We start from the raw sequence: 18,995 nt of genomic DNA on the forward strand, positions 1-18,995 counted from the left end.
GAAGGAGGCTCCTTGTCCGGCTCACTCCACCGCGTGGTGGTCCTCGCACTCCCCATGACCATCCCGTTCGAACTGAGCACCCCGCACCGGATCTTCGGCCGGGCGTACTCGGCCGCGGGGGAACAGCTCTACGAGGTCATCACCTGCGCCCCGGAGCCCGGGCTCGTCTCCACCCAGGCGGACTTCCAACTCCATGTGCCGAACGGCCCCGAGGAGCTGGAGAGGGCGGACACCGTGATCGTTCCGGCCAGCTACGGGCCCCCCGGCCTCTTCGAGGAGGGACGGCTACCGGACGACCTCGCCGCGCTCTTCGCCCGCATACGGCCGGGTGCGCGCATCGCATCGATCTGCACCGGCAGCTTCTTCCTCGCCGCAGCCGGTCTGCTCGACGGCAGACCGGCCACCACCCACTGGGCCTGGACGGAACGCTTCAAGCGACTCTTCCCCGCCGTCTCCGTGGACGCGGACGTGCTTTACGTAGACGACGGAGACATCCTGACCTCCGCTGGTGTGGCGGCCGGCATCGACCTCTGCATCCATCTGGTCCGTCGTGACCACGGGGCGGCCGTCGCCAACGACACGGCCCGCAAGAGCGTCGTACCGCCGCACCGCGACGGCGGCCAGGCGCAGTACATCCTGCGCCCGGTCCCCGAAGCCGAGTCGGCGAGCACCGCCGCCGCACGGGAATGGGCGCTGCGACACCTCGGCGACTCGCTCCAGTTGCGGGACCTGGCCGAGTGCGAGTCGATGAGCGTCCGTTCCTTCACCCGACGGTTCCGTGCGGAGATGGGCGTGAGCCCGGGGCAGTGGCTCACCCAACAGCGGGTGGAGCGGGCGCGCCAACTCCTGGAGGCCACCGACCGGTCGATCGACCTCGTGGCACAGGAGTGCGGTTTCGGTACGGCCCAGTCGCTGCGGCAGCACTTCCAAGGGGCGCTGGGCGTGGCTCCCACGGTCTACCGGCGGACCTTCCGGAGCAATGGAGCCCGCTGCTAGGGCGTAGGGACCGGACTTCGGCATCGCTTCGACGGCAACCGCGCCGGCACGGGCCCGCCGTGCGGTCGTTCCCCTTCGGCAGCAGCCGGTCGGGGAACGAACCGCAGCGATGGCGGGCCCGGCATCGGCCTCAGCGACGAGCGGTGGCGAGCCGTCGGGCGACCACGCGCCCGTAGGCGACATCGGGTACGCCCCGATCGACCTCGCACCAGATCGACTTGCCCGAGCCTTCCGGCTTCCAGCCCCATCGATCCGCGAGGCCGTCCACCAACTCCAGTCCGCGCCCATTGGTGTCATCACCGTCGGCGTGGCGCTGACGGGGCGGTCTGGAGCAGTTGTCGGCCACCTCGACCCGGACGGTGCCCGCCTCGGCCACGCCCGCCCCGAAGAGCATCCGGAGAACGGCCGGGCAACCCGTGTGGACCACGGCGTTGGTGACCAGCTCCGAAATCAACAGGATCAAGGTGTCGGCCAGCGGCTCGTCAGGCCCTATCCCGGAGCCTACGAGCCGCGACCTGGCCCATCTCCGAGCTCGTCCCACCTCCGCGGGATCGGGTCCGACCTCCAACTGAACCTGGAGCACCTGCACCGCTCACACCATCCGAACCGGCGGACACATCGCCTCGCGCCTCGACTGGGTCATCGACCTCGACCAGGTCACTGAAAGTGACTCCCTTGCGAGACAGCATGGTTGACGTACAGTCACCGCAACAAGCGCTTCGGGCATATTCCAGCGTGAAGGATTACCCATGCCGCATGCTGTGCGACGCGCGCTGCGGGGAGTCGAACAGACGCTCGCGACCTTGTGGGCCAGGGGAATCATTCCGACTCGCATCTCACGGAGCGTACCGGAGGCGAGCCCTCCCCATGGGCAGTGACGGCAGACCGAAGGACACAACCCGATATCAACGCTGCGTCACCCCAGCAACGATGGGACCCCTCTCCCCACCCTTCCCGTGTGCATCCGGTCACCGGCTCCTGGCGCAAGGGCCCCGCCGTCCGGTCGACGCCCCGCTGGGCCCCGGGGCTGCACGGACCTCGCCGCGATCCGCCGGGTTCCGGGCCTGTCAGGGCCGTGGACCTCCTGTCGAGGCGGCGCGCCGGAACGGTTTCGGCCCCGCTGGAGCGACCGGTCCGACAGCTCGCACGAGGGTGGTTGCACACGGTGTCGAGACCGACGGCGAGGGCCTGGAGTTCCGTCGTACGAGCCCCTGGAAGACGTGCGCTTGACGTTCCGGACCGTGCACCGGACCACCCGAATCGCTCAAACCCCTTGGCGTGGCGCCTGGGCGAGATGGGCTACGCCCGTCCGGCAGAAGCTCCGCACGGCACTCCTTGGAGTGAGGAGGGGGGCGCATGTTCGGGCGGCTTCCTCGTCAGGGAAGCCGTTGCGACGGGCGGGTGGGGAACGTGCTGCCGGTCGGACGGTTCACGACCGGGGACGGTACGAGATCGAACCAGCGGGCTCGGGGGACGACGGGCTCGTGGGACGACGGGCGGGCATGGGGGCCAGCGGGCAGGGGACGCGGCCGTCGTCATCGCCGTCCCGTACGAACGCACCGGGAACCACCGGACCGCGCACGGGTCGGGTGGGTGGGCGGCGGATGGGCGGTGGGGTGGAGCACGTCGATTCCCCGCACCGGCCCAGTAGATCTGAGCCGGTGCGGCCGAAGCCCTCGGGAATCGACCCGAGGGCGGGATACCTGAGGTCAGGGCTGCTCAGGGGTCACGTAGTACCCGGCGAAGGCGGCCAGGATCTCCTCCTCGGTGATCCGACCGTCGTCGTCGGCGTCCAACCCGCGCGCCACCTCCCCCGCGAGGGAGGCGTCCACACCCAGTACCGTCAGCACCCGCTCGGCCGCCGACCGTGTCACGCCGCCGCCGTCCTCATCGGCGACCGCGACCACGGCGTGGAGGAAGGGACGGGCGATCTCGGCGAACCGCTTCGGATTGTCCCGCAGCCGCTTCACCGCACCCGTGATGAACTCCTGTCGACTCACGCGCTGGTCGCCGTCCACGTCGGCGATTCCCGCCATGCCCTGCCAGAACGCCTCCGCGCCGTTGTAGAGGGCCTGCCCCTTGTCCGAGCGTGCGGTCGTGGAGAACTCGGCGAGCAGCCTGGCGGCTGTCCCGCTGAAGTCCTCGCGGTCGATAAAGCCGTTGCCGTCCTGATCGAAGGCGGCGAAACGAGACGCGATCTTGCGCTCGTACTCTGCGCTGTCCATGCGGGGAGAGTACGGCCCCGAAACCCTGAAGGGTGCAGGTACCCGTCAAATTAACCTGAGCTCATCTGCGAGCTGGTATTTTCCGCAGCTCAGCGACCGACTCAGGCGGAGAGAGCCTCCGCTTCCCCGTTGGGCGCGGTGCCCGCCGAACGCCCCTGACCACGGCCCGCCGCGGCGACCGGAAAGGTCGCCGGTCCCGTCCCGGAAGCGGTCGCGGCGAGCGTCGAGTCATGGACGTCGAACAGTCGGCGCACGCCGAGCGCGCCCAGCACCCTGTTGACATGCGCCGGTTCGGCGGAGCCCACCGGCCCCCGAGCGGGCAGCACCAAGCGGAGTCGTCCGCCGCAGGAGTGCAACAGCCGACGGGCGGCGATCAACACGCCCACCCCACTGGAGTCGCAGAACACCACTTCCGAAAGGTCGAGCACCACGTTCCGGCGACCCGCTGCGACGGCCTCGTGCACCTGCTGACGAACCCGGGGCGAGGACACGAGGTCCAACTCGCCCCTGATGCACAGTACGTTCCACGCGCCCCGCCGGGTCTCGTCCACCTTCAGCGTCACTGCCTGAAACCTCCGCTTGCGCCCTGGTGCCCCTGTCGAACCCGATCCGGACCGTGCCGCACAACCACGAGCGAACCCGTTTGCGATTCGCAGCAGGGGAAACCTGATGCGGAACCGGGAACGGAATTCACGCTTCTGGCCCGCCTTCCCTGTCAGCCAGGCATGAAACCCCTTACTGGTGGCAGGTTTCAGGCAGGACCGGAGGCTCACTACCATCTCCGTCTTCCCTTAGGGGCGCACTTAGCGCAAACAGGCGTGCGTCCTGGACGGCCGCATTACATTCGAAAGGGGGCGACACCGGCCGCAGACAGGCGCCGGCGCGCTCGCGTCGACGCTGACCGGCACAGGAGCAGACCGCAGGGAAGGCTTTGGGGGCCGCATGGCAAAGGACACACCAGCGCGCTGGGACCGCAAGATGCAGCAGCGGCTGGCCCGGGGTGAGGCCGCGGCCCTGGGCGAGCTGTACGACAAGTTCGCTTCGCTGGTGCATATGTTGGCCCACCGCGTGCTCGACGACGAGGACGCGGCAGATCTGGTGACCCGTGAGGTCTTCGGCTACATCTGGGAGAACCCGGACGCGTACGACCCCAAACAGGGCTCCCTGCGCTCCTGGGTGGCCAAACTCACCAACAGTCAGGCCCTGCACCGACTGCGCCAAGCCGAGGCCCGGGCCATAGCGACCGGTGAGAGCTCCGTGGACGAACTCGAACAGAAGGTGCGCAAGGCCGCCGCCGCAGCCCGCGCCGACTACATCGTCACCTCGATGCCGGCACCCTTGCGCGCCGCACTCGAACTGGCCTACTTCCAACGCCGGGACTACCGCCAGACGGCAGCCGACCTCGGGGTGACGGAGGACGAGGCGCGGCGCAGACTGCGGCTCGGCCTCCAGTTGCTCTCCACGGCACACACGCGACCGCTGGAGGGCTCGTCCCCGCCCGGCTACGGGCGGTCGCTGTGAACGGCCCGATCGACAACGGGCCCGAAGAGCCCGGTCCCCCTGCGGACCGGGATGGGATACGGAACGCTCCCCGCATCCCGGCACCCCGTCCGGCCGCGGACGATCTCGACCCGCTGCCTCGGCATCCCCATCCGCCGCCCTCGTCCCACGGGCCGCGGCCCCGGCCGGAGCCGTTCGGGTCGGACGGGGCGATACACAGCCCCGAACAGCACGGTCCACCCGAGCGCGTGGACCGTCCCGAGGCCCGCGAGTTCGCCGAATCCGCAGAGTCCCCCGATTCCGCGGAGCCCGCCGAACCCGCCGAACCCGCCGAACCCGAGCATCGCCCGGCACACCCGGGACGCCCCGGGGCGCCGGAGCACACCGACCGAACCACCGTCCCGCCCGAGGCCGACATGTCCCAAGAATCCGGCAGCGGCGCCGGGACTCCGTCCCACAGCGTCCTGAAGTCCCTCCTCGGCGCCTGGGCACTGGCCGCCTGTTCCACGGAGGAGACGGCGGCCGTGGAAGTCCACCTCGGCGAGTGCGCCCCGTGCGCCGACGAGGCGCTACGGCTGCGGGACGCCGTGGGGCTGCTGCATCCAGGCCGTGACCTCGATCTCGATCCACTGCTGCGGTTCCGGGTGCTGGAGAACTGCCTGGGCCGTCGCCCCGCCCGCATTCCCGTACCGGAGTGGGCGAGCCCCTACGACTCGGAGACGGCCCGCCTCGACGCCCTGCTGCGTGACTTCGGCGAATCCGAGTGGAAGGCGCCGGTGGAGCTGAAGTGGTTCAACGGCACGCGGCTCGCCCACCGCACGACGACCGTGAGCGGAGTCATCGGCCACCTTCTGACGGTCGACGGCCTGGTGGCGGGTGCGCTCGGGCTCGACGATCCGCTCGGCCGGGGCGCTCCCCACTCGCCGACCCGTCGCACCGAGGAGTTCTGGCGGAACGAGGCCCACCAGTCCATGGACGAGGTGCACTCGCCGTGGCGGGACCAGAGTCATGCACTGGTGCGCACGGTGTCGTTCGCCGGCCGCGGCGTCGCCGAACTCTCTGTGTCCTACGGAGACTTCTCGCTCCCGCTGCGGGACTCCCTGCTGGATCGCGCCTTCGAGTGTTGGCTGCACGCGGACGACATCGCCGACGCGGTGGACTACCCCTACGATCCGCCGCGCGGGTCCCACCTCAACCGGATGATCGATCTGGCCGCGCGACTGTTGCCCGCGACGCTGGCGGCCCGTCGTCGCCAGGGATTGGCCTCGCCGCCGAAGGAGTTGGTCACGGCGGGTGCGCCGGGTCGTTCGCTGCGGCTGGAGGTGGAAGGCGCCGGTGGCGGCAACTGGTACATCGCGCTCGATTCACCGGCCGCGCTGGGTTCGCCCGACCACACGGTGGCGCAAGTGGCCCTGGAGGGCGTGGAGTTCTGCAAGCTGGTCGCCGGCCATGTGTCTCCCCGGGACGCGGCGGCCGGCCAGGACGGTGACCGCGAGGCGATCAACGAGGTACTGCTGGCGGCGGCGTCCCTGGGGCGGCTGTAGGCGGGGCCCTACCGGCCGCGAGGGACGGCCGAAGGCCGATGGTCATCCGATGGATCGATCGATGGTCGAAGGCCGATGTCAGTGCGGTGCGCCATGCTCTGTTCCATGGACGAAGCAACCTTCTGGCAGCTCATTGAGGTGTGCAGCCCGCCTGACCCCGATCCCGAGGCCGAGCTCCTCGCGCCCGCGTTGACGGCCCGGCTGCTGGCCGGCCCCGTCGAGGACGTCATCGGCTTCGCGGAACAGCTGTCCCGGGCGCTGTACCTGCTGGACACCGAGGAGCACTGCGGCGACGAGTTGTCGGGCGACGCCTTCCTCTACGCCCGTGCGGCCGTCGTGGCGGCGGGCCGGCAGACGTACGAGGACGTCCTGCGCGAGCCCGCCCGGTTCCGACCGTACGCAGAGGAGCTGATCTGGGCCGAGTCCCTGCTGTACGTGCCCGACGAGGCGTACCGCGAGCTCACGGGCAAGGAGTGGGATCGCGCCACGCGCCACAGCTACGAGTCCTTCTCCAACACCGACGGCTGGCCCACCCGCCAGCAGCAGCCCTGAAGCCGTTTCCTAGGCGAAGACGACCGTACGGCGGCCGTTCAGCAGGATGCGGTGCTCGGCGTGCCACTTCACCGCTCGGGCCAGCGCCTGGCACTCCACGTCCCGACCGACGGCCACCAACTGCTCGGGGGTCACCCCGTGTCCCACCCGCTCGACCTCCTGCTCGATGATCGGGCCCTCGTCGAGGTCCGCGGTCACATAGTGGGCCGTGGCTCCGATCAGCTTCACACCGCGCTCATGGGCCTGGTGATAGGGCTTCGCGCCCTTGAAGCTCGGGAGGAAGGAGTGGTGGATGTTGATGATCCGGCCGCTGAGCTGCTTGCAGAGGTCGTCCGAGAGCACCTGCATATAGCGCGCGAGCACCACCAGCTCGACGTTCTCGGTCTCCACCAACTCCAGCAGCTGGGCCTCGGCCTCCGCCTTGTTCTCCCTGGTGACCGGGATGTGGTGGAAGGGGATGCCGTACGAACCGACCAACTCGGCGAACTCACGGTGGTTGGACACCACCGCCGCGATCTCCACCGGTAGGGCGCCGATCCGGGAGCGGAAAAGCAGGTCATTGAGGCAGTGGCCGAACTTGCTGACCATAAGGACGATCCGCATCGGCTCGTCGGCGAGGTGGATCTGCCAGTCCATCTGGAAGGAGTCGCCGACGGCGGCGAAGCTGGCGCGCAGCTTCTCCACGGTCACCGGGGCGTCGGCGGAGAAGTGCACCCGCATGAAGAACAGACCCGTGTCCCGGTCACCGAACTGCTGGCTGTCCTCGATGTTGCAGCCGGTGATGAAGAGATAGCTCGACACGGCGTGCACAATGCCCTTTTTGTCCGGGCAGGAGAGCGTCAGGACGTACTGGTCGGTCATCCTCGTAGAGTGCCACACCTGCGGGCCCGTGCCGGATTCCGTCCGTTACGCGGAACGAGTCATGATCCGCAGCACGTCCAGTGACCGCGGCGGCACATCCGGCTCGTCGCCGTCGTTAGCGGACAACTGCACATGGGCCTCACGACAGGCGAGCACCGCCTCCGGCCAGCCCTGGTGCTCCATGTACGCGGAGACATGGGCATCCGCACCCACCTGATGCATCACCCGCAGCACCCGCAACACGGCGGCGTCGACCAGAGCGGCCTCGTTCGCATCACGGAAGATCGTCCCGATGTACTTGTCGGCGGACCAGTTGTCGAGCCAGGTGTCCTCGACCAGTCGGTAGACGGCATCGGTCACATCGCCGTACCCCTCACGGCCTATCAGCCAGGTCTCCCGGTGGAAGACGGGGTCAGAGAGCATATGCAGCGCGGAGCGCACGTTCGTGCGCCAGCGCCACCAGGGCATGTCGTTGGGCGGCATACCGCCCATGGTGGAGGAGCGACGGGCGCGACGGGAAGAGAAGTCGATACCTTGCTGCACGCGTTCGATCGTACGGTCCCCACGGCCCGGACGCGCACGGCCCCTCCTCGTCCTCCTCCTCAACGCTTCATCGGGCTGTCATCGACCGTTGTCCCACGCCCCACCCGGTGTTCCACGGGCGCCGGAAACCTGATCCGCCATGACCCCTTGGCGACCCGCACCCTTCCCGCACCTCCGACGCCTTCGCCGACCCGCCGTGGTTCCCCGCCCCCGGCGAGTTCCGGGAGGTCCGGCCGCCGTGCTGAGCGCGGCCTTCGCAGTGCTGACGACCGGGTGCGGAGTCATCCCCGGCACCGCCGACGACTCCCGCAGGACCGTCACCGTGATGACCTTCGCCCCCGAGGGCACCGATGCCACCAACATGCCGGGCATGCCGGCCATGGCGACGGCATACGCCCGCTGGGTCAACGCGCGGGGCGGCATCGACGGGCACACCCTGCGGGTCATCACCTGCAACGAGCAGAACACCAGACGAGGGGCGGCCGACTGTGCCGGACAGGCGGCCGATGAGGGTGCGGTCGCCGTCGTCGGCTCCTACAGCCAGTACGGACGCTCCTTCCTCCTTCCGTTGCAGTCCGCCGGCATCCCCTTCATCGGCGGATACGGAATCTCGCACGACGAGATGAGCAGCTTCCACTCGTACCCGGTCAACGGCGGTCAGATCTCGCTGATCGCCGGGCACGGCATCCAACTCGCGGATGCCTGCGGACGCGTCGCGCTGGTGCGGCCCGACTCGCGGGCGGGCGACTCGCTGCCCGCCCTGTTGGACTCGGGGCTCGCACGGTCGGGCCAGGAGACCGTCGCCGTGCTCGCCCCCGAGGACGCCACGGACTACACGCGGTACGCCCAGCGGGCCCGTACCCATGCGCGGGCCGCCGAAGGGGAGCGCCCGGGCTGTGTCACCACCGTGCTCGGCGATCGGACCGAGACCTTCTTCGACTCCTTCCGACGGCTGCCAGTCGAGCGGGACGGGGTCAGGGTCTCGTCGGTCCTCGGCAGCGTCGACCAGTCCCTCATCGACCGCACAGGCGGCCCGTCGGGCATCTTCGAAGGCGCCTTCCTCACCGGCTGGTACCCGCCCGCCGGCGACGCGCGCTGGGCGGATCTGCGCCGGGTGATCGACGACCACGCCTTCGACGACGACCGCATCGATCCGGCCGACCCGGGTGTCCAGACCACCTGGATCGCCTACACCGTACTGGCGGCGGTGATCGAGGCGCTCGACCGGAACGAGATCACCTCGGACGCGATCTCCCTGGCGCTCGATCGCGGTCTCGTGGTGCCCACCGGCGGGCTCACCCCGCCGCTGCGCTGGCTCTACGAGGACACCATGAACGACCGGAGCTCCTCCCGGGCGGTCAACCGAAGCGTCACCTTCCAAGTGGTACGGAAGGGGCGACTGGTGGCACAGCGACCCGACTTTGTGGATGTGACCACGACGCTACGGGCGCCCCGACGAACCTGATGCATCAGCACCCCGAACCTGGTGGCACCCGGGTCTAGAGCTGGTCGCTGCGCCGTTCGGTCAGGTCGTAGCGGGCCGCGATGGGGTTCCACAGCCCGGCGGCCTCCCGCTTGGCCGAAGTCGCCTCACCACTGGCGCGATTGCCCTGGGACGCCCTCTTGCTGGTGCGCGCCCGGCCGTCCCGACACCACTTCTTGCTCTTGACCTGCTTGGCCCAGACCGCGTAGTGGTCATCCGCAGCGGCGGACGCCTTCCATGCATCGGTGAGCGACTCGGCCAGTTCCCCGTGCTCGGGCAGCCGGTCGATCTCCAGCTTCTCCAGCCGCTCCACCAGACCGCGGCGCTGGTCGGCCGCTCCCCGCAGATCCCTGGACGCCTGGTCCAGGTCCTTGCACTCCTTGATGTTCGCGACCGACTGGATCACCACGGCACGGCTGTCGTTGCTGTCGTCGAGCAAGCGGTCCAGGGCCCGCGCCTGCTGCTCGACGGGGTCGGCGGCAGCGGCCTTCGGCGAGTTGGCCGCACTCGGGGTGGACGGGGCCGCGGCAACGTTGTTCCCCGGGACGGAATCAGCCGGCTGCTCGTCGTCGCCGCCGAACACCACGGCGCTGACACCGAGCCCGAGCACCGCACAGCCGACGACGACGGCCACACCGACCATCGGCACGGAGGAGCGTCGGCGCGGCCCGGACCCGTCCTGTCGACGGCGGCTCCGGGGCGGGGCGGGCGGCTGTGGGTGCGAGGCCGCGGCGAATCCGTCCGTCGGAGGCGTCGGGTCCGGCGCGGCACCGGTACGGAAGAGGTTGTCGAACTCCGCGGGCGGCGGACGGTCGCCGGGGGCGCCGGGGCGGATGCCGTAGGGAGCACTGGTCGGGGCGTCGGGGACGGGCTGCTGCCCGTACGACCCGGTCGACCGCTGGTGAGATGGGGGCGCCGGCCGCTCAGGAGGCAGGGCGCCCGGTGTGACCGGAGGCAGATAGGCGGTCGCGTCGGCAGCTCCGGGGACACCGGGACCATCCGATGACACGGACACGGGCGGAATCACCTGCGTCGCATCCATCCCACCCGCCGGCCCGGGCGGCACCGGAGGCAGATAGGCGGTCGCATCCGCAGCCCCGGGGACACCGGGACCATCCGATGACACGGACACGGGCGGAATCACCTGCGTCGCATCCATCCCACCCGCCGATCCGGGCGGCACCGGAGGCAGATACGCGGTCGCATCCGCAGCCCCGGGGAACTGTTGATGGGGCGCATGGCCGTGCGAGGAGTCGTACGGGGGTGCTGCGGGGGCCACCTCGTCCGGCAGTGGCCCGGACGCAGCGGTGGGGACGCCGACGCCAGGTGATCCGTAGGGGTCCGCGTCAGGCGGGCCGTACCCGGGGTGCTGTGCGTAGGGCTGCGACAACTCGGGCGACGCATACGGGCCTTGCGCGGACGGATCGGTCACCGGCTGCTGCGTTCCCCAGGGTTCGCCCCATGGCTGGCCGCCTGCGGGCGCGGTCCGGTCGGCCGGCTCCCCTGGCACCCAGGGGCCGGAGCCGTCGGCGGGCAGCACGACGCCTTCCCGGGCGGGCCGGGCATCGGGATGCCGCTCATCACCCTGTCCGCTGTGTGTCACCAAGGACTCCTACGTATCGGCCTACGGAACCGTCGGGTCACGCTACCGGGTGCCCTCCGTCGCCCTGCGCACACATGTGCGGGGGCGGGGCAACGACCCTGGACACACGGCCCGAGGGTCGTTGATCTGTGACTGCAGTCACAACTCCCGGGCCGTTGCCGCCCGTCTCCGAGGCCACCACGAGACGGGCTCGCCCTCCTACGCGGCCTGCATCTCGACGCGCGCCCCGAACTCCCGGACCGCGGGCTCGTCCCCGTACGGCTCCAGCCGCAACTGGAAGTCCTCCAGGTACTCCGTGCCCCGGCTGGAACGCAACTGCCCCAGCAGTTCCACCGCGCGGGTCCCCGTGTGGCACGCCTGCTCGACCTCGCGCTGCTGCACCTGGGCGGTGGCCAACAGGACAAGCCCGATCGCACGTCGTCGCGCCCGGGACTCCGGATGCCCCTCCAACGATTGCGAGGCGTGGTGGGCGGCGGCTTCCGGCTGCCCCAGATCGCGGTAGCAGTGGGCGAGTTCATCGGCGAGGTACGCCTGGTCGAAGTGGGCGATCCAGCCGGGGTCGTCCCCGCCCTGCGCCTCCGCCCGCTCCAGCGCGGTCAGCGCCTTGCCGACCACGGTGTGGCAGGTGTGGGCATCGCCCAGCAGGGCGTGCCCGCGCGCTTCCGCGGCGAAGAACATGGCCTCGGCCCGAGGGGTGATCCGCCCGCGGGCCCCTTCCTGCGCGGCGCGCGCCAGTTGGGCGATCTCCCGCGGATTGCCCAACTGCGCCGCGAGATGGCTCATCGACGCGGCCAGTACGTATCCGCCGTATCCACGGTCCCCGGCGGCCTGCGCCAGTCGGAGCGCCTGGATGTAGTAGCGCTGTGCGAGCCCGGGTTGGCCCGTGTCCACCGCCATATAGCCGGCGAGTTCCGTGAGTCGGGCCACCGCCGCGAACAGGTCACGGCCGATCGCGTCCCGGTACGAGCCCGAAAGCAGGCCGGACACCACGGAGTTGAGATAGTGCACCACGACCGGACGCACATGTCCGCTGCCGAAGCGATGGTCGAGTTCGGTCAGGGCCCGGGTCATCGCCCGTACCGCCTCGACGTCCGAGGCGCCGACGCGCGCTCCCGCCGTGCGCGCCACCTGGCCGTCCGCACCGGTGATCAACCAGTCCCTGCTGGGCTCCACCAACGCCGAAGCGGCGACGGTCGCCCCGGACAGAAAGTCGCGGCGGCCCACGTCACTTCGCCACAACTCGCACACCTGCTCGATCGCGCCGAGCACGGTCGGCGAGAACTGGAGGCCGACCCCCGATGCGAGGTTCTTCCCGTTGGCCATGCCGATCTCGTCGATGGTGACCGTACGGCCCAGTTTTCGGCCGAGGGCCTCGGCGATGACACCGGGCGCACGTCCACGCGGTTGCTGTCCCCGCAGCCAACGGGCCACCGACGTCTTGTCGTAGCGCAGGTCGAGCCCGCGCTCCGCGCCGACCATGTTGACGCGCCGTGCGAGCCCTGCGTTGGAACATCCGGCTTCCTGAATGAGCGCCTGCAGCCGTTCGTTCGGCTGTCGGGCGACAAGAGACCTGGCTGCCATTGGTAACCCCCTGAGGCCACGATCCACGGAGGGATCATTGCCCGGCTGATTTACGGAGAATGCAGACTTCCGCGGCTTGGTCTGTTTTTTCCAGAAGTCCCGGCGGATTTCCGGATCACGCCGACTATGCTTCTGGCGCGGGCAGAGACGGCGTGTCGCCCCCCTATGTATCAGTGGGTACCCGCCCCCGTGGCCGGTCCGCACGCGCGCCCCCGTCCGTGCATCCATGCGCCCCATATGCGGGATCATGACCCCGGGCGGCCCGTAGGACGCCCGTAACCCTAGGTGACAGCGGAAGTTGAGTGGTGCGTGGAAGAGACCATGGGAGTTGCAGAGGCCGCACAGATCCCCCAGCAGAGAGGTGAGCAGCTGCTGGATCATGCCGTGCGGTACGCGGAGGAACGGCACTGGGACGTTTTCCCCGGTACCTGGCTGGTGTCGGACGACGGCAGGGTGCGCTGCTCCTGCGAGCAGTCCGACTGTGCTGCGCCGGGTGCGCACGCCACCGGCTCGGACTGGGCGAACCAGGCCACCGGAAGCGCCACCGCCGCACGCCGTATGTGGGGCAAAAACCCCAAGGCATCGATCCTGCTCCCCACCGGCCGCACCTTCGACGCGCTCGACCTCCCGGAGTCCGCGGGCTTCCTGGCACTGGCCAGGCTGGAGCGGATGGAACTCCCGCTCGGCCCGGTGACCTGCACCCCTGACCGACGGATGCTGTTCTTCGTACTGCCGGGCGGCGCGCAGAAGGTGCCGGACCTGGTCCGCGGTCTCGGCTGGGCGCCGACCTCGATCGATCTGATCGGCCGGGGCGAGGGGCACTACATCGCGGCACCGCCCACCCGGGTGGGAGCGCAGGGCGCGGTGCAGTGGGCTCGTCGTCCGACGCCCGCGAACCGCTGGCTGCCGGATGCGGAAGAGCTCATCAGCCCGCTGGCGTACGCCTGTGGACGTGAGGCGGTGGCGGCCCGCGCCCGCGGGCTTTAACTGGCCCTTACATAAGGTGGACCCGTACGGACGCGAACACATTGTCGACGCGTAGAAGAAAACGGGAACACCGAAAGGCGGGCACCATGCCGGATGACCGGGCTATGGGAGCCGCGGAGGCGGACGGAGCGAACACGGCACCGTCCGCTGTTCGCGTCGAGGGACTCTGGAAGAGATTCGGCCAGCAGATTGCCGTATCCGGCATCGATCTGACCCTGCCCGCAGGCAAGTTCATCGGTTTGGTCGGGCCCAACGGCGCCGGAAAGACCACCACGTTGTCGATGGTCACCGGACTCCTCCGCCCCGATCAGGGACGCGTCGAGGTCGCCGGACACGACGTGTGGCGCGATCCCATCGCCGTCAAGGCACGGATCGGTGTCCTGCCCGAGGGACTCCGTCTCTTCGAACGCCTCTCGGGCCGGGAGCTGCTGGCCTACGGCGGACGGCTGCGCGGACTGCCGGGCGACGAGGTGGACAAGCGCGCCACCCAACTCCTGGACGTCCTCGACCTCGCCGGCGCACAGCACAAACTGGTCGTCGACTACTCCACCGGCATGCGCAAGAAGATCGGTCTCGCCGCTGCCCTGCTGCACAACCCCGAAGTGCTCTTCCTCGACGAGCCCTTCGAAGGCGTCGATCCGGTGTCGGCCCAGACGATCCGCGGAGTCCTGGAGCGGTACACGGCCTCCGGCGCCACCGTCGTCTTCTCCAGCCATGTCATGGAGCTGGTCGAGTCGCTCTGCGACTGGGTCGCGGTCATGGCCGGCGGCCACATCCGCGCCCAAGGCCCGATCGCCGAGGTCCGGGGCGACGCCCCGAGCCTCCAGCACGCGTTCCTGGAGCTCGTCGGTGCGAGCGGACGCGATGCGGGAGACTCCCTGGACTGGCTCGGCGGGGGCGGTGCGCGGTGAGCGCCGCGGAGAATCGAACGACGCCCGCACCCCCGACCGAAGTAGTGGCCCCCGTCGGCGGACCCCGGGGAACCGAACTGGGCGCCCGACAGTTGGCCGGAGTCTTCGTCCGGCTCAAGCTGTCGCTGCTGCGCAACGGACTGCGCCAGTCCTCGGCGCGCACGGCCGTCTTCGTCATCTCATTGATCTTCGCCCTGCTGATCGCGGCGGGCCAACTGCTGGGTCTGGTGCTGCTGCGGGGCAACGACCAGGCCATGACGGTGGCCGTGCTGCTCACCGCGCTGCTCGCCCTCGGCTGGGCGGTGCTGCCGCTGTTCTTTCCCAGCGGTGACGAGACCCTGGACCCGACCCGGCTGGTGATGCTGCCGCTGCGTCCGCGTCCGCTGGTCTTCGCCCTGCTCACCGCATCCCTGGCGGGCATCGGGCCGCTGTTCTCGCTCTGTCTGGTGCTCGGTGCGGCGCTGGCGCTCTCCCATGGCGCGTTCGCTGCCGTGATCTCCGTGGTCGCCGTGCCGCTGACGCTCCTGGTGTGCGTGGCATTGGCCCGAACGGTGGCAGCCGGCAACGTCCGCCTGCTGACCTCGCGCAAGGGCCGCGATCTGGCCGTCCTCAGCGGTCTGGTGATCGCGGTCGGGATCCAGGTCGTGAACTTCGGTGCCCAGCAGCTCAGTCGCTCCGGTGGGATGTCGGCCCTGGAACCGGTGGCCGAGGTCCTGCGGTGGCTTCCGCCCGCTGCCGCGATCGGCGCCATCGACTCCGCGGCCGACGGTTCTTACGCCGTGGCCCTCGTCCAGTTGGCTCTGACCGCCCTCGCCCTCCAGGCGCTCCTGTGGTCCTGGGCGCGGAGCCTGACCGCCCTGATGACCACGCCCGACGGCTCCACCCTGGCGGCGTCCTCGGCCCCGACCCGCGAGGGGTCGTCGACCGGCATGCACCGGCTGCTGCCCGAGGGACGTACGGGCGCGGTGATGCAGCGCAGCCTGCGCTATGTGTGGCGCGATCCCAAGACCAAGGCCGCCTGGGTGTCCGGGCTGGCCATCGGTCTGCTCGTGCCCGTGTTCAATGTGCTCCAGGGCGTCGGATCGATCTACTTCGCCTGTTTCGCCGCGGGGATGCTGGGCGTCCAGATGTACAACCAGTTCGGTCAGGACACCTCGGCCTTCTGGATGGTGTCGCTGACCATCTCCACCACCCGGGACGCCTACGAGGAGCTGCGGGCCCGGGCGCTGGCACTGCTCGTGATCACGCTCCCGTACACGGTGCTGGTCACCGTGATCGTGGCCGCGGTCCTCGGGGACTGGACGACGTTGCCGTCGGCGCTGGGTCTCTCCCTGGCCATCCTGGGCGCGATGCTGGCGACGGGCGCTCTGGCGTCGGCGCGCTTCCCCTACTCGATCCCCCAGGACAGCGCCTACAAGAACGCCGCCCCCGGGCAGGGCGCCATCGCCTGGCTGTCGATCCTCGGCGGCATGCTCGTCGCGACCTTGCTCTGCGCTCCGGTGATCACGGCGACGATCTGGCTGCACCTCACGGACGGGCACGACCAGCTGTGGCTGTTGCTGCCGGGGGGCGCGGCGTACGGGATGCTGATCGGTTGGGCCGGGGTGCGGCTGGCCGCACCCTGGACGGTGAGGCGCCTGCCGGAGATCCTGACGGCGGTCAGCAAGGGCTAAAGCGTGTTGGACAAATCCCGCCTGGCAGGTGCCGTCGGGTGGATCCTGTAGGAACACGGGCCCCGGGTCGAGCAGTTGCTCGACCCGGGGCCCGTTTTCGTACATCCGGTCCACGGTGGCAGCGATCGTTTCGCGTCGAAGGGAGAGGGCCGCACGGTCGCACTCCTGTGCTGATCGCCGGCTGATGGTTCTCGGCGGTGCGGCGTCCGCGGGCAGAAGTCCAGTTGGGGTGCGCACGCACCTCGGCGAAACCGGCCCGATGGAGCCGGCGACGAGCCGTCCTTGAGGCCAGATGGGTGATCCCGCCCAGGGGGGTACGGCTGGAAACGGGTGATGGGCCGTCGACCCGCGCCGTTCTCACCGTCCGCGTACGCAAGACTCCCGAGCGCAATCACCCGCAGCCGCGAAGGAGCTTCCTCCCATGCGTCGTACGCACAGCGTGCTCGCCATCACCACCGCCCTGGTTCTGGGCGGAACGGCCGTCGCGGCGGCCGAAGCCGCACAGCCCGCTCGTACGGGCGCCCTGTACGCACCCTCCGCGCTCGTGCTGACCATCGGCAAGGAGTCGCCGGCCGGCGCCACCACCGTCGAGCGGGCCGTGACCCTGGACTGCGCCCCGGCGGCCGGCGGCAGCCATCCGGCGTCAGCCGCGGCCTGCGGTGAACTCGACCGCGTGGACGGGGAGTTCACGGCGCTGCCGTCCGCGCTCGCGTACACGACCTGCACCCGCCAGTTCGACCCGGTGACGGTGACCGCTGACGGCGTGTGGCGGGGCCGGCACCTGACCTGGTCGGGAACGTACAACAACGGCTGCGAGATGGTGGCGAGCCTCGGCGGCGGCGCGGTCTTCTCCTTCTGAGCCTCGCCCCGGAGGGACGGCCCCCTTCGCGCGCAGGCAGCCTCGGGAGCACGGACCGTATCGCCCGTGCTCCCGGGGCCGTCCAGGGACGCGACGGTGGCCCGTGGTCACTCCTCCTGTCCGCGGACGCCTTCGAGGAAGGGCTCGATGGCGGCCCGCCACCCCTCCGGCTGGTCGTAGTGGATGAGGTGACCCGCATCGGGCACCTCCGCGTACTGCCCGCGCGGCAGCACCCTGACCATCTCCTGGGCCTCCGCCCGGCCCAATTTGCCGTCCACGCCGCGGACCACCAGCGTGGGGCACTCGACCAGGGCCAGATCCTCCCAGTGCGCGTCGTGGACCCACGCCTCACGCGACTTCAGCATCTGCCGCCGGGAGAAGACCGGGCGCCAACCGTCCGCCCGCTCGGCCATCACCTCCGCATAGAACTCCCCCCGGGACACATTGGGCTGTTCCATCGTCGGATCGTCCTCACCGAACCACTTGCGCACATCCGCCAGCGTGGCGAACGGCACCGGCCAGGCACGGAACCACTCGTCCCACTCACGCTGCGAGGCCGCCCCCAGGGCGGAGGCCCGCATATCGCAGATGATCAGCGCCTTGACCAGATCCGGGCGTCTGGTGGCGACCTGCCAGGCCGTCAGCGCGCCCATCGCATGGCCGATCAGCACCACCGGAGCGACGCCCAACTGCTCGATGGCGGCCTCGGCGTCCGCCGCGTACGCCTCGCGGGTGTACGGGCCCTCCGCCGGCTTGTCGCTCCGGCCGTGCCCCCGCTGGTCGAGCGCGATGGCCCGATGCCTCTCGGCGAGCCAGCGGGCGGTCGACGCCCAATGGGAGGCCCGGCCCATCAGGCCGTGCAGCAGTAAGACGCCGGGCGCATGTGCGGGCTCGTCGGCCACCTGCTCCTCCCCGCCCCCCTTCGGCGGGTCCGCGTACTCCCAAGCGGCCAGCCGTACGCCGTCGGCTCCGGTCACGTCGATGCGCCGCACCATGTGCCCGGCACCCCCTTCTGTCCCCTGTTGACCTGTTCGGCTGCCCACCCGCAGCTTATCGAACTCACATTCGAAAACACGCTTCTGACGTGCAACACCCCTCGTTCGAGTGACCGCCTTCCAGGATTGACCGTCGCTGCCTGGGGGAGATCTTCAGCGGGAGGCGGGCCGCTCGGGGAAGACGGTCCGAGGGGATTGACCCTGGGAGCTCGGGGCTCCGGGTCAACACAGGGGAGGACGGGCCCCGGCGCTCTTGGGCGCCGGGGCTCTCCCTTGCGGCACTGCGCGTCCGCCCCGCCCGTTCCGTCGATCTCGTCGGATACATCAGGCACGTCAGGCATATCGAATACGTCAGGCTCATCGGGTTCGCGCCAGGGAACGATCGTCCGGGGCACCACTGCACCAGGGACGCCCCAGGGCGCACCAAGAGGCCGCGGCAGCCATGACCACCGCCCTCCTCCACCGGGTCGCCGCCGAGGCAGGGGGTTCGTCGATCTTCGAAGGCGACGCGAACCCGAGGGGGGAGAAGTGCGGCAGCGACCTTGCGCGGGCAGTCTCCATGACTGCTCCGAGGCTCCCGACGGCGCTCCATGGGCCGTGGGACACGCGTAGATAGATTCCGGGGGCTGAGGACCTGTGCACTGCGCTGCTCGGTACGCGGGGCGTACGACGGGCGCATTAC

The 18,995-nt window shown here is 70.1% G+C and carries 16 protein-coding genes and 1 pseudogene; 9 read left to right on the forward strand and 8 right to left on the reverse strand.

The window, feature by feature from the left end; all coding sequences use genetic code 11:
* Positions 1 to 54 precede the first annotated feature (54 nt).
* A complete protein-coding gene (locus OID54_RS16870) occupies positions 55 to 996 on the forward strand; it encodes a GlxA family transcriptional regulator (protein WP_443055781.1) in 942 nt (313 codons plus the stop codon).
* Between the two features lie 130 nt (positions 997 to 1,126).
* Here the strand turns inward: OID54_RS16870 and OID54_RS16875 are convergent, their stop codons facing one another.
* From OID54_RS16875 to OID54_RS16885, 3 genes and pseudogenes are all read right to left on the reverse strand, one after another.
* Complete coding sequence (locus OID54_RS16875; protein ID WP_329020459.1) at positions 1,127 to 1,585, reverse strand: ATP-binding protein; 459 nt, start codon at positions 1,583 to 1,585, stop codon at positions 1,127 to 1,129.
* A 1,120-nt stretch (positions 1,586 to 2,705) separates the two neighbouring features.
* A complete protein-coding gene (locus OID54_RS16880) occupies positions 2,706 to 3,221 on the reverse strand; it encodes an EF-hand domain-containing protein (RefSeq protein WP_329020461.1) in 516 nt (171 codons plus the stop codon).
* Between the two features lie 191 nt (positions 3,222 to 3,412).
* A pseudogene (locus OID54_RS16885) lies at positions 3,413 to 3,784 on the reverse strand (STAS domain-containing protein); the annotation flags it as partial.
* Positions 3,785 to 4,163: 379 nt separating this feature from the next.
* Here OID54_RS16885 and OID54_RS16890 point away from each other — a divergent pair.
* The 3 genes from OID54_RS16890 (at position 4,164) to OID54_RS16900 (ending at position 6,817) form a co-directional block, all read left to right on the forward strand.
* Positions 4,164 to 4,742 carry a sigma-70 family RNA polymerase sigma factor gene (locus OID54_RS16890; protein ID WP_329020463.1) on the forward strand — a complete coding sequence of 193 codons (579 nt, stop codon included), beginning with the start codon at positions 4,164 to 4,166 and terminating at the stop codon, positions 4,740 to 4,742.
* Positions 4,739 to 6,265, forward strand: a complete 1,527-nt coding sequence (locus OID54_RS16895) for a zf-HC2 domain-containing protein (RefSeq protein WP_443055607.1) — start codon at positions 4,739 to 4,741, stop codon at positions 6,263 to 6,265. Before OID54_RS16890 ends, OID54_RS16895 begins: the two co-directional genes overlap by 4 nt.
* Before the next feature lie 105 nt (positions 6,266 to 6,370).
* Positions 6,371 to 6,817: a DUF4240 domain-containing protein gene (locus OID54_RS16900; RefSeq protein ID WP_329020468.1), complete on the forward strand. Its 447-nt coding sequence runs from the start codon at positions 6,371 to 6,373 to the stop codon at positions 6,815 to 6,817.
* A gap of 9 nt (positions 6,818 to 6,826) precedes the next feature.
* Here OID54_RS16900 and purU read toward each other — a convergent pair whose 3' ends face one another.
* Together purU and OID54_RS16910 are read right to left on the reverse strand one after the other, a co-directional pair.
* Entirely contained in the window at positions 6,827 to 7,678 is an 852-nt protein-coding gene (gene purU, locus OID54_RS16905; RefSeq protein ID WP_329020470.1) for a formyltetrahydrofolate deformylase, read from the reverse strand.
* A gap of 45 nt (positions 7,679 to 7,723) precedes the next feature.
* On the reverse strand, positions 7,724 to 8,170 hold the full coding sequence (locus OID54_RS16910; protein WP_329027573.1) for an SCO4402 family protein: 447 nt from the start codon (positions 8,168 to 8,170) through the stop codon (positions 7,724 to 7,726).
* A 289-nt stretch (positions 8,171 to 8,459) separates the two neighbouring features.
* Here OID54_RS16910 and OID54_RS16915 point away from each other — a divergent pair, with 289 nt between their 5' ends.
* Positions 8,460 to 9,686 (forward strand): ABC transporter substrate-binding protein, encoded by a 1,227-nt coding sequence (locus tag OID54_RS16915; RefSeq protein ID WP_329020472.1) that lies wholly within the window; start codon positions 8,460 to 8,462, stop codon positions 9,684 to 9,686.
* Positions 9,687 to 9,720: 34 nt separating this feature from the next.
* Here OID54_RS16915 and OID54_RS16920 read toward each other — a convergent pair whose 3' ends face one another.
* Together OID54_RS16920 and OID54_RS16925 are read right to left on the reverse strand one after the other, a co-directional pair.
* On the reverse strand, positions 9,721 to 11,307 hold the full coding sequence (locus OID54_RS16920) for a hypothetical protein (protein ID WP_329020474.1): 1,587 nt from the start codon (positions 11,305 to 11,307) through the stop codon (positions 9,721 to 9,723).
* A gap of 198 nt (positions 11,308 to 11,505) precedes the next feature.
* Positions 11,506 to 12,888 carry a transcriptional regulator gene (locus OID54_RS16925; RefSeq protein ID WP_329020476.1) on the reverse strand — a complete coding sequence of 461 codons (1,383 nt, stop codon included), beginning with the start codon at positions 12,886 to 12,888 and terminating at the stop codon, positions 11,506 to 11,508.
* Between the two features lie 321 nt (positions 12,889 to 13,209).
* On the opposite strand from OID54_RS16925, the gene OID54_RS16930 reads away from it, so the two are divergent.
* From OID54_RS16930 to OID54_RS16945, 4 genes are all read left to right on the forward strand, one after another.
* On the forward strand, positions 13,210 to 13,875 hold the full coding sequence (locus tag OID54_RS16930) for a bifunctional DNA primase/polymerase (protein WP_329020478.1): 666 nt from the start codon (positions 13,210 to 13,212) through the stop codon (positions 13,873 to 13,875).
* 86 nt (positions 13,876 to 13,961) lie between these two features.
* Positions 13,962 to 14,786 carry an ABC transporter ATP-binding protein gene (locus tag OID54_RS16935; protein ID WP_329020480.1) on the forward strand — a complete coding sequence of 275 codons (825 nt, stop codon included), beginning with the start codon at positions 13,962 to 13,964 and terminating at the stop codon, positions 14,784 to 14,786.
* Positions 14,787 to 14,830: 44 nt separating this feature from the next.
* Positions 14,831 to 16,459, forward strand: coding sequence for a transporter (locus OID54_RS16940; RefSeq protein WP_329027575.1), 1,629 nt, complete (start codon positions 14,831 to 14,833; stop codon positions 16,457 to 16,459).
* 421 nt (positions 16,460 to 16,880) lie between these two features.
* Positions 16,881 to 17,318, forward strand: coding sequence for a subtilase-type protease inhibitor (locus OID54_RS16945; RefSeq protein ID WP_329020481.1), 438 nt, complete (start codon positions 16,881 to 16,883; stop codon positions 17,316 to 17,318).
* 107 nt (positions 17,319 to 17,425) lie between these two features.
* Here the strand turns inward: OID54_RS16945 and OID54_RS16950 are convergent, their stop codons facing one another.
* Entirely contained in the window at positions 17,426 to 18,313 is an 888-nt protein-coding gene (locus OID54_RS16950; protein WP_329020483.1) for an alpha/beta fold hydrolase, read from the reverse strand.
* Positions 18,314 to 18,995: the final 682 nt, after the last annotated feature.

Origin of the sequence: Streptomyces sp. NBC_00690, from assembly GCF_036226685.1 — a bacterium.
In the GTDB taxonomy this organism is placed as follows: Bacteria; Actinomycetota; Actinomycetes; order Streptomycetales; family Streptomycetaceae; genus Streptomyces.

Bases quoted from the DNA above. Each gene is read 5' to 3' on its own strand.
- OID54_RS16870 (WP_443055781.1), top strand. From the start codon at position 55: ATGACCATCCCGTTCGAACTGAGCACCCCGCACCGGATCTTCGGCCGG.
- OID54_RS16880 (WP_329020461.1), bottom strand. From the start codon at position 3,221: ATGGACAGCGCAGAGTACGAGCGCAAGATCGCGTCTCGTTTCGCCGCC.
- OID54_RS16890 (WP_329020463.1), top strand. From the start codon at position 4,164: ATGGCAAAGGACACACCAGCGCGCTGGGACCGCAAGATGCAGCAGCGG.
- OID54_RS16900 (WP_329020468.1), top strand. From the start codon at position 6,371: ATGGACGAAGCAACCTTCTGGCAGCTCATTGAGGTGTGCAGCCCGCCT.
- purU (WP_329020470.1), bottom strand. From the start codon at position 7,678: ATGACCGACCAGTACGTCCTGACGCTCTCCTGCCCGGACAAAAAGGGC.
- OID54_RS16910 (WP_329027573.1), bottom strand. From the start codon at position 8,170: ATGGGCGGTATGCCGCCCAACGACATGCCCTGGTGGCGCTGGCGCACG.
- OID54_RS16925 (WP_329020476.1), bottom strand. From the start codon at position 12,888: ATGGCAGCCAGGTCTCTTGTCGCCCGACAGCCGAACGAACGGCTGCAG.
- OID54_RS16930 (WP_329020478.1), top strand. From the start codon at position 13,210: ATGGGAGTTGCAGAGGCCGCACAGATCCCCCAGCAGAGAGGTGAGCAG.
- OID54_RS16935 (WP_329020480.1), top strand. From the start codon at position 13,962: ATGCCGGATGACCGGGCTATGGGAGCCGCGGAGGCGGACGGAGCGAAC.
- OID54_RS16945 (WP_329020481.1), top strand. From the start codon at position 16,881: ATGCGTCGTACGCACAGCGTGCTCGCCATCACCACCGCCCTGGTTCTG.
- OID54_RS16950 (WP_329020483.1), bottom strand. From the start codon at position 18,313: ATGGTGCGGCGCATCGACGTGACCGGAGCCGACGGCGTACGGCTGGCC.